8 protein-coding genes are annotated in these 13,372 nt (G+C 34.9%); 7 read left to right on the top strand and 1 reads right to left on the bottom strand.

Translation table 11 applies throughout. The features are described from left to right. The first annotated feature begins 59 nt into the window (after positions 1–59). The 6 genes from QWY87_RS01765 to QWY87_RS01740 all read left to right on the top strand — a co-directional run bounded on the left by QWY87_RS01765 (position 60) and on the right by QWY87_RS01740 (position 10,544). Positions 60–3,341, top strand: a complete 3,282-nt coding sequence (locus tag QWY87_RS01765) for a coiled-coil domain-containing protein (protein ID WP_290287646.1) — start codon at positions 60–62, stop codon at positions 3,339–3,341. A gap of 2 nt (positions 3,342–3,343) precedes the next feature. Continuing rightward, the gene (ybeY, locus tag QWY87_RS01760; RefSeq protein WP_290287645.1) at positions 3,344–3,757 is read left to right on the top strand and encodes an rRNA maturation RNase YbeY; all 414 of its coding nucleotides are present in this window, start codon (positions 3,344–3,346) and stop codon (positions 3,755–3,757) included. A 41-nt stretch (positions 3,758–3,798) separates the two neighbouring features. Beyond that, positions 3,799–5,667 (top strand): tRNA uridine-5-carboxymethylaminomethyl(34) synthesis enzyme MnmG, encoded by a 1,869-nt coding sequence (gene mnmG, locus QWY87_RS01755; RefSeq protein ID WP_290288022.1) that lies wholly within the window; start codon positions 3,799–3,801, stop codon positions 5,665–5,667. Between the two features lie 25 nt (positions 5,668–5,692). Further along, on the top strand, positions 5,693–6,598 hold the full coding sequence (locus QWY87_RS01750; RefSeq protein WP_290287644.1) for a class I SAM-dependent methyltransferase: 906 nt from the start codon (positions 5,693–5,695) through the stop codon (positions 6,596–6,598). A gap of 236 nt (positions 6,599–6,834) precedes the next feature. Beyond that, the gene (locus QWY87_RS01745) at positions 6,835–7,395 is read left to right on the top strand and encodes an OmpH/Skp family outer membrane protein (RefSeq protein ID WP_290287643.1); all 561 of its coding nucleotides are present in this window, start codon (positions 6,835–6,837) and stop codon (positions 7,393–7,395) included. 245 nt (positions 7,396–7,640) lie between these two features. Further along, on the top strand, positions 7,641–10,544 hold the full coding sequence (locus QWY87_RS01740; protein WP_290287642.1) for a DUF8428 domain-containing protein: 2,904 nt from the start codon (positions 7,641–7,643) through the stop codon (positions 10,542–10,544). A 5-nt stretch (positions 10,545–10,549) separates the two neighbouring features. Here the strand turns inward: QWY87_RS01740 and QWY87_RS01735 are convergent, their stop codons facing one another. Next, positions 10,550–10,933: a hypothetical protein gene (locus QWY87_RS01735; protein ID WP_290287641.1), complete on the bottom strand. Its 384-nt coding sequence runs from the start codon at positions 10,931–10,933 to the stop codon at positions 10,550–10,552. A 98-nt stretch (positions 10,934–11,031) separates the two neighbouring features. Between QWY87_RS01735 and porZ the strand changes: the two genes are divergently transcribed. Then, entirely contained in the window at positions 11,032–13,371 is a 2,340-nt protein-coding gene (porZ, locus tag QWY87_RS01730) for a type IX secretion system anionic LPS delivery protein PorZ (RefSeq protein WP_290287640.1), read from the top strand. Position 13,372: the final 1 nt, after the last annotated feature.

Here is a 13,372-nt window from a genome sequence, read left to right as displayed (position 1 = left end):
AAAATACAATTTAAAGGGAACTCAGGTTTAAAGATTAATTGTAATTTTAGAGATTAATATTGAATTACTACAACGACATACACGGTAAGCTACAAAACTTCATTAAGAAGTATTATACCAATGAAATTATAAAAGGAGGAATTTTCTTTTTGTTTTTTGGGATGCTATACCTGTTTATTACCCTTTTTATTGAATATTTCTTATGGTTAGAACCACTAGGTAGAACGATTTTATTTTGGGTTTTTATTGGTATTGAATCCTTGCTGTTATTCAGGTTTATACTGATTCCCTTGTTCAAGCTTTTGGGAATTCGAAAGGGAATTTCTGACCTTGAAGCGTCCAGAATTATTGGCACTCATTTTAAAGAAGTTGACGATAAATTACTTAATGTAATTCAGTTAAAGTCAACAGGTCTAAAAAATGAATTGCTAGAGGCAAGTATTGAGCAAAAATCAAAGGATTTAAAACCAATCCACTTTAGAAAAGCCATTGTTTTTAAAAAGAATGTCACCCACCTTCGGTATTTAGTGATACCATTACTTATCTGGTTTATTATAGGAATCACTGGCAATAATTCAATTTTTACGCAAAGCCTGAATAGGGTAGTGCATCATCAAACAGCCTTTGCTCCGCCGGCACCATTTTATTTTGAAGTAATCAATGATAAACTAGAAACTGTTCAGGAAGCGTCGTTTACTTTAAAATTTAGAACAATTGGCGATATAGTTCCAGAGAATATAAGGATCGTATACCAAGGGCAAAGTCAGTATATCTCTCCAGCAGAAGATGGAATTTCAACTTTTGATTTTGAGTTCCCTATTGAAGATATCACATTTTTTATTGAAGGTAATTCAGTAAGTTCTAAGGAGTATATTCTTAAAGTTATAGCTGCTCCTAAAATTACAAACTTTAGGATGGAGCTGAAATTCCCTGACTATTTGAATAAGCCTTTAGATACAATCGGAAACACGGGTAATGCAATAATTCCTGTTGGTACGCAAGTGACCTGGATAGTTGATTCAGAAAACACTGAATCTGTTGATTTTGTAATGTTAGATGAAAAAGGTGATAACAAGAATGAGGCGATGCAAGGCTCAACAGGCAGGTTTATTATCAGCAAAAGTGTAAGAAAAAATTTAGCATATGAAATAAGATCTTCAAATGAACAATTAAAAGATTTTGAAACCTTGCGCTATCAATTGGATGTTGTTGCGGACGAGTATCCTAAAATAGCTGTTCAATCTGACATGGATTCGGTTAAGAGAGGGCCGGTGCAGTTTTTAGGTCAATTAACTGATGATTATGGAATTTCGAGATTGCAAGTTGTCGCAAAAGACTTGAGTAATGAGAAACAGAGTATAGGAAGAATTCCTGTTGACAAAAGTGATTTTGAAGAGTTTTTCTATGTGTTTCCAGAAGGAATTATATTAGAAGAGGGCCATAACTATGAGGTGTACTTCGAGGTATTTGACAATGACGCCATAAAAGGCCCTAAAAGAACAGTTTCGAGATCATTTAGTTACAAGAATCGAACCCAACAAGAAGAGGAGTTTGAAATTTTGAAAGAGCAGAAGGAAGGAATAGAAGACATGCAGAAGACCAAAGAATCAAGTGAAGAGCTTGAAAAGGCGATGGAGGAATTTTCGAAAAAACTAAAGAACAAAGAAAATGTAGACTGGAATGATAAGAAACAATTAGAAGATTTTCTAGACAGGCAAAAACAATATCAGGAAATGATGGACAAGAATGCCGAAAAAATGAAAGACAATCTTGACGAAATGAATGATGAAGATGATCCGGCTCTCACAGAGAAAAAGGAGGAACTAAAGAAGAGATGGGATGAATTAAGTGATTACAAGGAAAAGGAAGAATTAATTAAAGAATTAGAAGCTTTGGCTGAAAAGCTTCAAAAAGAAGACCTTCTTGAAAAAATAGACAAGCTTAAAGAACAAAGTAAACAAGAGAAAAGAACACTTGAAAGAATTTTAGAGCTTACCAAACAGTTTTACGTTGAGAAAAAATCTGTACAGATTATGGAGAAGCTCAAAGAATTGTCAGAGGAGCAATTGGATCTGAGTACAGAAGAAACAAATTCTAAGGATGAACAACAGCGCTTAAATGAAAAATTTGATTCTATCAAAAAAGATTTTAACGACCTGAGGGAGCAGAATGAGCAGTTAAAGAATCCCTTAGACATTTTTGAAAGTGAGCCCGATGAGAAATTAATAGAAATGGACATGAAGGAGGCTGAAGAATCCTTAGAAAAAAGTGAAAATGAGGAAGATGTCGATGGAGGAAAGTCAAAAGAGAAAGCTAAGGATAAGCAAAGAGCGGCCTCTGAAAGAATGAAGGAGTTGAGTAAAAAAATGGAATCGGGTTTAATGGAAATGGAAATGCAGGGTTTAGAAGAAAACATTCAAGACTTGCAACAGATCCTTAAAAATCTGTTAAGATTCTCGCTTGATCAAGAAGATCTAATGCTCTCTTTTGAATCTGTAAGTTCAAAGAATGCCGATTTTCCTGAGAAATTAAAGGGTCAGATTAAGCTAAAAGAGAATTTTGAACATATTGATGACAGCCTCTACGCCCTGTCTTTACGAATGGTTAAATTGAGTTCTAAGATTCAGGAGGATTTAAGTTCCGCACATTATAATTTGGATAAATCACTTGAAAATATAGCTGAGAATAGAATTCAACAGGGAATGAGTAATCAACAATACACGATGACTGCAGCGAATAACCTAGCTGATTTATTAAGTGATATGCTGCAAAATCTGCAAAATCAAAAGCCAGGTTCAGGAAAAGGTAAAGGGAAAGAAGGAGAGCTTAGTTTACCAGACATTATTCAAAAGCAGCAGGGAATGATGAAAAAAATGAAGGAGGGAATGGATGCACAGAAAGGTCAGGGTAAGAATGGTAAAGAAGCTATGAGTGGTGAGCAGTTTCAAATGTATCAGGAGCAAAAGATATTAAAAGATGAACTTCAGAAGATGCTTGACAAAGAAGGAGGAGGAGGTCAAAAAGGAAAGGCTGCCATAAGTCAAATGGAGGAGTTAGAAAAAATACTACTTGAAAAAGGAATTACTAATGAGACCTTGGATAGGATGCAAAAATTGGAGCATGAGTTATTGGAGTTGGAGAATGCGAATATGAAAAGGAATAAAGATACGAAGCGTGAGTCAGAGACTAATGAAAGGGATAATGAATTTCGAGAGATTCAAGATTTAAAGGATGCAAGTAAATTTAGAAATGAAAATGAAGCTTTAAGAAGAAAGCGACTGGAGTTGTCTCCTGAATATAAAAAAAGAGTTAAAGAATATTTTGAACAAGATAAATCATAGTTATGATTGAGTATACAATAGTAGGTAAGTTTAGCTTAGATGATGAGCCACAGATATCAGATTGGGTACAGTTTACTTTAGACTCAGAAGAAAAGGAATTAGGGGAGTTAAACTACATATTTTGCGATGATGATTATCTCCACGAAATTAATGTTAAAACATTGAAACACAATACATTAACAGATATTATTAGTTTTGATTATACCCAAGGAATTGTTGTTTCAGGCGATGTATACATTTCTTATGAAAGAGTGAAGGAGAATTCTGAGGAATTGAACCTGTCTTTCAAAGATGAATTGCATAGAGTGATGATACATGGAGTCTTGCATTACTGTGGTTACAAAGACAAGTCAGAAGAGGATAAAATGATGATGAGAGCGAAAGAAGATTATTACCTATCTTTGCGCACTTTTTAACAAGTGATAAAATGTTTCACGTGAAACAATAAGATATGAATATGTTCGAGTCGAAGTATGATGTTATAGTTGTTGGTGGAGGCCATGCTGGAAGTGAAGCTGCCGCTGCGGCTGCTAATTTGGGCTGCCACACTTTGTTAATTACAATGAGTTTGCAGAACATAGCTCAAATGAGTTGTAACCCAGCGATGGGTGGTATTGCAAAAGGACAAATTGTAAGGGAGATTGATGCGCTTGGAGGATATAGTGGTATCGTAACAGATTTAACTGCTATTCAATTTAAGATGTTGAATAAATCTAAAGGGCCTGCAATGTGGAGTCCGAGAGCGCAAAGTGATAGAATGAGGTTTGCTGAAGAGTGGCGAAATACATTGGAGCACACTGATAACCTTGATATGTTTCAAGACTCTGTTAATGGTTTGTTGTTTGATGAAGAAAAGATAATAGGTGTAAAGACGCAGTTGGGTCTTGAGATTTTTGGGACGACAGTTATAGTTACTGCTGGAACGTTTTTAAACGGTCGAATTCATATAGGTGAAAAAACTTTTGGTGGCGGTAGAGCAGGGGAAGGATCTTCAACTGGGATAACCGAAGATTTGGTTGCAAGAGGATTTGAATCTGGAAGAATGAAGACAGGCACACCACCTCGAGTGGATGCCAGGTCTTTAGACTTTTCAAAAATGATAGAGCAGCCAGGAGATGAAGTAACTTCTAAATTTTCTTATACTGATACGACTAATCTAAAAGAACAGCGTTCTTGTTTTATGTCTTATACTTCTCCAGAAGTTCATGATTTGCTTAGGGAGGGTTTTGAAAATTCACCGATGTATACCGGAAGAATTAAAGGGATTGGACCAAGGTACTGTCCTTCAATAGAAGATAAGATTGATAGGTTTGCAACCAAGGACAGGCATCAGTTGTTTGTGGAGCCGGAAGGTTGGAATACGACAGAGATATATGTAAACGGTTTTTCAACTTCCTTGCCACATGAGGTACAATACAAAGCTTTAAAAAAGGTAGCTGGATTTGAAAATGTTAAGTTTTTGAGATTCGGATATGCAATAGAATATGATTATTTTCCACCAACACAATTACAGCATACTTTAGAAACAAAGCTTATTAAGAACCTCTATTTTGCAGGTCAGATTAATGGAACTACAGGGTATGAGGAAGCTGCAGCTCAAGGTTTGATGGCAGGAATAAATGCAGCCTTGAATATAAAAGGAAGAGAACCATTTATCTTACAAAGAGATGAGGCTTATATAGGCGTTTTGATTGACGACCTTATTACCAAGGGTACAGATGAGCCTTATAGGATGTTTACCTCAAGAGCAGAATACAGAACCTTATTAAGACAAGATAACGCTGATTTGAGATTGACACCCTTATCGTATGCGATTGGTTTGGCTTCTAAAGAGCGTTTGAATAGAGTACTTGAGAAGCAAGAAAAGACTGATTTATTTATCAAGTTTTTAAAGGATACAAGTATAAAGCCCGAGGATGTAAATCCAATCTTGAATGAAAAGGATTCTGCTGCGGTAAGCCAGTCAATGAAAATGTTTAAAATTGCTTCTAGGCCACAATTAGATTTTAATGACGTCAAGCGTTTTCCTAAAGTTATGGAGTTTATTAAGGAGCATGAAATTGATGAGGAGGTTGTAGAACAAACAGAAATCCATGTTAAATATTCTGGTTATATCGAGAAGGAAAGAAATTCTGCTGACAAATTACAGCGCTTAGAGAACATAAAAATTCCAGTGAATTTTAATTACGAAAAAATTAAATCAATCTCCTATGAAGCAAGGGAGAAGTTAGCAAAGATTCAGCCAGCAACCATATCGCAAGCAAGCAGAATTTCAGGAGTGTCGCCAAGTGATGTTTCTGTACTGTTGGTTTATATGGGACGTTAAATTATTCAAAATTGCTTTGTAAAAAATGAATGATACTATAATGAAACAAATAGAGCCTTATGCAAATGAAAAGGATCTAATACCATTTTTATCTTGTGTCGATCACACTGTTTCACGTGAAACGTTTGTGCTTTTATTGGATGCGAGTACGAATCTTTTAGTGACTTCTCCACGCCCATCTCTTGATAAGCTTTCTTCTTATTACGAAAGTGAAGACTATATCTCCCATACTGATTCAAAGCGCTCTCTAATGGATAAGGCTTATCAAGTGATAAAGAATTATTCAATAAAGAAAAAAGTGAAAATGATCAATGGCCTGTCAAGTAATAAAGGCCGCCTTTTGGATATAGGTTGTGGTACTGGTGATCTGTTATCAGCTTGTGAAAATGATGGTTGGAGCATAAATGGAGTTGAGCCTAGTGATAAGGCAAGAGCATTGGCTGGTGAAAAAATATCATCAAAAGAACTTCTCGTTTCAGATATAGATGATCTATCAAGTGATTCTAAAGACAGATATGATGTGATAACCATGTTTCATGTTTTAGAGCATGTACCAAATTTGTTAGAATACGTTGGCAGGTTAAAACAGTTACTAACTGTTGATGGATGCTTAATCATAGCTGTGCCAAATTATAAAAGTTACGACGCTAGTTATTATAAAGAGTTTTGGGCAGCTTATGATGTGCCCAGACATTTGTGGCATTTTAGCCAGGAAGCTATTCAAAATATTTTTGAACGCAATAGTTTTAAGATTGAAAAGGTACTGCCACTTATTTTTGATTCTTTTTATGTGAGTCTATTGTCCGAAAAGTATAAAACGGGTAAATCAAATTTGTTTTCCGGATTTAAAATAGGGCTCCTCTCAAACATGAAAGCTAAGAAGACAGGTGAATACTCATCATTGATATACATCATAAAAAACGATAAATAATCATTTTAAGGGCTTTTAAGGGCTTTTAACAATTTTTAGGCAATGATATAAAGAGTGATTAACGAAGTCTTTTTAAACGAAGGCTATGTCGGCTCGAAATCATAAAACATTTTTATAGTCTTAGGATTTCTATAAATATCCCTTATCATACCGAACCTTGCTGAATTAATAAAAGTTTTTGATTGTTAATCGAATCATTATTTTACATTTGCCACACTAAATCAAAATTAATTATAATGAAAAAATTAGCAATAGTATTTTCTTTGATGATGTTGATAACATCTTGTAATCAGGTTAAGATAGCCTATGTTGACCTAGAGGAAATATTGAAAGAGTATGAAGGCGCCGTGCAAGCGGAAGAAGAAATGAAGGTGAAATCACAGCAAATATCTGAGCAATTAGATCAAATGGCAATGCCTTTGCAACAAAAGATCCAAGAGTATCAGCAAAACAAAGACAAGCTCTCTGCTTCTGATCGTCAGAAACAAGAAGCTGAGTTGATGCAACAGCAACAACAGTTCCAACAACAACAACAAATGGCACAGCAGCAGGTTCAGTCTGAAGGACAGGCCAAGTATGAAAAGATAAATAGCGATATTGAATCTTTTTTAGCTGACTATGGTCAAACAAATGGATACACTTACATCCTGGGATCTTCTGTACAAACTAAAACTGTTTTGTATGGAGATGAAACACTTGATATTACTGACCAGGTAATTGAAGCATTAAATGGCAACTATGATTCTGAAGCTCCTGCTACAGAAGTTGCAGCCCCTGAATCAACTCCGGTGAATTAGGAATATAAATGATAGAATTAAAAGCTCGCATTTTTGCGGGCTTTTTTTTTGCTCTTATTTCTGATTTTTCAGCAACAATAAAATTTCTGTCAAATATAATTTTATTGACTTTTCTGCGTTATTAACACACTGTTGATAAGTTGCCAAGTTTAAAAACGCGCCTGTTTTAGAAAACTTTAAAAATCAAAACAGTTTTAGTTTGGCAATTAAATATTTGAATTACAAACAATTATAACATACACATTATGAAAAGGGGATTCATATTAATTTTTTTTCTAGCTTGTTTTTTACAAGTGGCAGGTCAGTCGACCGGGAAGTATCAAATTAAATTTTTAGAAGTAAACAAGAAGAACTCAGATTATGGTGTTGCCATATTAGATGAGAATAAATTAATATTTACTTCTGCCGATCACAAAGTAACTACCGCTAAAAAAAATTACAATCCAAGAAAAGACCTTTATAAAGGAGATATAAATTTTGATGGAGAAATTAAAAATGTAAAAAGAGTTACTAAAGACATTAATAAAAAGGTAAACCAAACTGGAGTTACTTATTCTAAGGATGGAAGAACTGTTTACTTCAGTAGAAACAAATACAAAAAGAAATTAAAGAAGCAGAACTTACCAAAGAACAAGAGACTCATATTGTATAAAGCTGATGTTGCAGCCGACGGAAGTTGGAAAAATGCAAAGAAGCTTCCTTTTAATAAAAAGAAGACATCTACTGGTTACCCTGTATTAAATGTAGATGATAGCAAATTGTATTTTGTTTCTGACAGATTGCCTTCAAAGGGAATGTCAGATATTTTCGTTGTTGATATTTTAGCTGAAGGTGAGTACAGCCAGCCAAAAAACCTGGGATCTTTTGTAAATACTGATGGAAATGAGACTACTCCTTATATAACAGATGAAAATATTCTTTATTTTTCTTCAAATGGTCATAAAGGTCTTGGAAAATTAGATGTTTTTGCAGTTGAAGTATTCGATAATGCTACTTCTGAAGTATATGAGTTGTCTTCACCTATTAATAGTATTAATGATGATTTTGCTTATATCGTTAATAAAGACAATAACCAGGGATTTTTTACATCTAACCGTCTTCAAGGAGATGGTTTTAATGATCTCTATTCTTTTACATTAGAGGAAGATGTCAGACCTGGAAAATGTTTTATTACTGTTGACGGAAAAGTTAGAGACAGACAATCATACGAAGCTTTATCAGGAGCTACTGTTGATCTATACTCTATAGATGGAAGCTTAATTGAATCAGTTGCAACCTATAGTGATGGTACATATCAATTTACGGTATCATGTGCTAAAGAGTACGAACTAGTTGCTTCAAATCCTGATTATTTAGATGATAAAAAACGAATTGAAATTCTTGAAGAGAATTACCATTCAGCCTTACATACCAATCTGAATCTTAGTAAAATTGAAAAGAAACAGCCTGTAGTTGATAGAATGTCACCTATCTATTATGAGTATGACGACGCGCAGATCACAGAAGAAGCTGCTAGAGAAATGGATAAGATAGCTGAGATTATGACTCAGAATGATAATCTGGTTATTCAGGCTTCGTCTTATACTGATTCACGTGGAACAGATGCTTATAACGTTGCGCTTTCAAAACGACGTGCCAAAGCAGCAGTTGAATATTTGAAATCAAAAGGAATTGATGAGAGCAGAATCAAATCAAAAGGATATGGTGAAGATAAGTTGATCAACCAGTGTGTTAATGGTGTTGAATGTAGAGAAGAATCTCATCAAATGAATAGAAGAACTGAGTTCAACTTCTTAAACGTCCCAGCCAAAACAAATAAAAAGAGTTCTGGGTCGACAAAAACAAAAACTGCCTATCAGCCAAAAAAGTCAGCTGTAGCTGTAGCTGCCAAATCACAGAAAGTAGAAAAGGCTAAAACAGAAACGAAAGTTGAGTTAAGTGAAGTTAAGCCAGTTGCCAAGGAAGAAAAAGTAGTTGCTGAGGTTGAGACCATAGCATTAGAAGAAGTTAAGCCAATACAGAGTGCGAAAGAGGAGAACGTAAAAGTTGCCGCTACGGATCACCAAATTAACGCGACTGAAATTAAAAAAACTAATTTAAAAATGGCGCCTCTGGCTGCATCATTAAAACCTAAAGCAGAAGCAAATCCAATCGCTTCAAAAGAGGAAATTAAAGAAGAAAAACCAGAAGAAAGTAAAGTCATAGTTGCTGAAAATAAAATAGAGAAAACAGAAGTAAATAGCGGGAAAATTGAAAAGGAGCAAGATATAGTTGCTTCCTCCGAAAAAGAAGATAAGAAAGAAATTAAAGAAGCTGTTGTCATTAATTATAATTCGACAATTGTCGCTACAAATCCTGAGAGTAATAAGGTGCTTAATTATATAGGTACTGAAAAAATCAAGATGATTGAGCAATTGACAGAGCTAGAGAAGAAGTATGAAGAGGCTATCCCAAATTATCCGAATTTAGCTGATTCTTTAAAATTTCAAAAAGGTAAAATTGCCGCGATTATTGTTGATGCAGAGGAAATGCAAGAAACAGGTTGGTCAAATATTATTGAATATAAAAACAACGTGCTGCATTTTAAGAAGAAGTATAGAGACCTGATGGTTAGAAACAGCAGTAGGAGCTCAATCAACGGATCTCGAAGCAGAAGCGAAAGACAGGCAGCCTATGCTCCTAAGTCATCAACTGACAATGCGGTTGCTCAGACTGATGCCAAGCCTAAGGTTGTTGAAATGGAAGAGAATCTGACTGTAGACAATGTGGAGATTACAGCCATGAAAATGAGCGGTAATGGTAAATACCAGAAAACCAACAGTGCCAATAAAACCGATTTGATAAAAGTTACGTTTAAATTACTGAGTAATCAAAAGGTAGATTCTGGAAGGAAAGAAGCTCATTTGGTATTGCAGAATCCAGAAGGAAAAGTGGAAGAAGCAAAAGGAATTTTTACTTTGAAAAACACAGAAACAGAATCTAAATACACTGATCATGCCATTATTAATTATAATAATCATGATGTAGATGTTACTATGTTTATCCAAAGAAAAGGAGGCAGTTTTGAAAAAGGAGTTTACCCGATTAAAGTATTTTTAGAAGGTGAATTAATGGCTGTTACTAAATTAAATTTAGAGAATTCTTTTTAGTAGATCTAAAGTATATAAATACCCATAACGGTAAGTATAAAATACACCGTAATATTCATAGCCCCGGAGTAATCCTGGGCTATTCTTTGTCCGGTCATTAATACTATTAATGTTATAGCCATAGCTGCTAGGCCCCATAATGAGGTTTGTGATTCATTAGAAACAAATAGCCTGTATAAACCTATTATACTCAAACTTACACAGATAATTTCCAGTATTATTACAAAAACAATAGCTTGGCTAATGTGATGCTTAAGAAAGGTGTTTTTGAAATGAGCTACATAGTAATTCTTTGAGCTTTGCCATTGAATCATTTTTTCAAGAATAGAATATCCAAAACTCAAAGTCAGATAACAGATGATTAAGGAAACAGCAATATGGTCTTGCATTAGCATCTTATTGAAAATCCAGTCAAAAATAATTGGAATAGATATATAATCGACACTTTTTTTCGAGGAAATAAATATCTTTGATCAAAATCTGATCTATGTCTCTTTTTATTAAAAAAGACTTTTTTGCCATTTTGTTTTTTCTTGTGCTTAGCCAGCCACTTTTATCACAAACTGATTTTAGTAGTTCCTGGGAAGACTTTTTTTCCTATAATAATGTGAAAGACTTTGTCAAAATTGACAATAGGATTTATGCCATAGCTGATAATGCTGCTTTTATTCAAAATGCAGAAACTGGTTATATGGAAAAAATTTCTTCCGTACACGGTCTTTCAGGAAAGGAAACAACGAGTCTTTATTATAGCGCCTCCACAAACCGATTTATTATTGGATATCAAACAGGACTGATTGAAATAATTGATGAAAATGGAAAAATAACAGTAGCCAATGATATAGAAAGACTTGATATAACGGGGCAAAAACAAATTAATCATATCACTGAGTTCAACGGGATATTGTATTTGTCTACCCCTTTTGGAATTGTAGAATATGATGTAATCAATCTTAATTTTGGAGACACTTTTTATATCGATGAGAATTCGGGTCCGGTCTTTGTCAATCAAATAAGCATTAATAATGAAACAATCTATGCGGTAACTCAAAAGGGAATTTTTTCAGCTGATATTAATGATCCAAATCTAGTCGATTATAATAATTGGTTACAACCAGAAGGTGATCTTTTGGGGAATTTTACTTCAATTTCAGTATTTAACGATGTAATTTTTACCTCTAGTTCAAGTCTATTATATCAGCTGGTTGGAGTAGATAGACTAGTTCAAAGAAGAAATTACAACAGCAATATTTTAAACCTCAGGTCATCTGATCAGTTTTTGACTGTTACTTTATTGGAATCTGCTATGGTGCTTGATAAAGATCTGAATTTGATTTATGAAGCCAAAGCATCACCAAATTATAGTTTTCAGCTCAATACATCTTATGCCACAAATGATAATGTGTATTTAGCAACAAATAGCTTTGGGATATTGACAAAATCATTTTTTCAGGCAGAATACCTGGAAATTCACCCCGAAGGTCCAACTTCGAACAAGGTGTTCTCTATTGAAGTAGCTGACAATAACCTTTGGGTTGTTTATGGCGGTTATAACCTTTCTTTCGCTCCTCTAGGGAAAAGGCTGGGTTATTCTCATTTTAATGGATCTGCTGTAGAATCTGCTGCTTGGATTAATACTGACTATGATACTAACTTTCCTGCCAAAGACCTGGTGCATGTTACTTTAGATCCAAATATAAATAACAAGGCCTATCTAAGCTCATGGGGAAGCGGCATGTTAGTTGTAGAAAATGATGAAGCATCTGTATTGTGGGATGATACTAACAGTGGTTTAGAAGACTTATATCAGGATGGTGACCCGAATTCAAGTATAAGGATTAATGGGGCAGCATTTGATAATAGAGGGAATTTCTGGATATCCAACTCTTGGGTACCAAACAGGTTGAAGAAATTGGATCCGAATGGTAATTGGGATGAATTTGATTTAAGTTCAATAATAACCAATTCTGTGGCGCTTGGTTTAACAGAGCTGGTAGTTGATAAGACAGGCAGCATATGGATGGGTTCAAGAAGGAATGGGGCCTTGGTATATAATGAATCTGGAGATAGAAAAAGGGCTTTAATTACGGAAAGCACAAAAGGATCGCTACCAGATATAAATGTGAGGACATTAGCAGTGGATAGGAATAACAGGGTGTGGATTGGTACACAAAAAGGGTTGGTGGTTTATGCTGGCGCAGGAAGTGTTTTCGACGCTGATATTTATGATGCGCAACCAGTGATTATAGATGACAATGGGATTCCGAAAAAATTATTAGGAGAACAACCAGTTAATTCGATAGCCATAGACGGAGCTGAAAACAAATGGTTTGGAACAGACACAGGTGGCGTATTAGGAACAAACCCTTCAGGAAGTCAAACTTTATATAATTTCAATAAAGACAATTCACCGCTACCTTCAAATAGTGTATTAAAGATTAGAATCGACGATAGTTCAGGAAAGGTGTTTTTTGCCACAGATAAAGGTATCGTTGCTTTTAACAGTGAAGTAGCTCCATTTGGAGAAACGCTCGAAGAAGTCTATGCCTTCCCTAATCCTGCAAAAAAAGAACACGATTTTATTACAATAGACGGCAGAAACGGTAGTCATCTTCCCAAAGGCACAAATGTTAAGATTCTCGATATTGCCGGCCGGCTTGTTCATGAAACCAATGTAGATATTGGTCAAGAAATAAGAGGCGGAAAAGTGATTTGGAACAAAACGAATCTAAGGGGTCGAAAAGTGGCTTCTGGGGTGTATATTGTGCTGCTTACCAGCCCTGACAAATCTGAGACTGCTTCTACCAAAATAGCAATCATTAACTAAC

This window comes from Lutimonas halocynthiae, assembly GCF_030409835.1.
Classification (GTDB): Bacteria; Bacteroidota; Bacteroidia; order Flavobacteriales; family Flavobacteriaceae; genus Lutimonas; species Lutimonas halocynthiae.
Note: the sequence above shows the minus strand (reverse complement) of the source record. Positions and strands in the feature narration are given on the sequence as shown.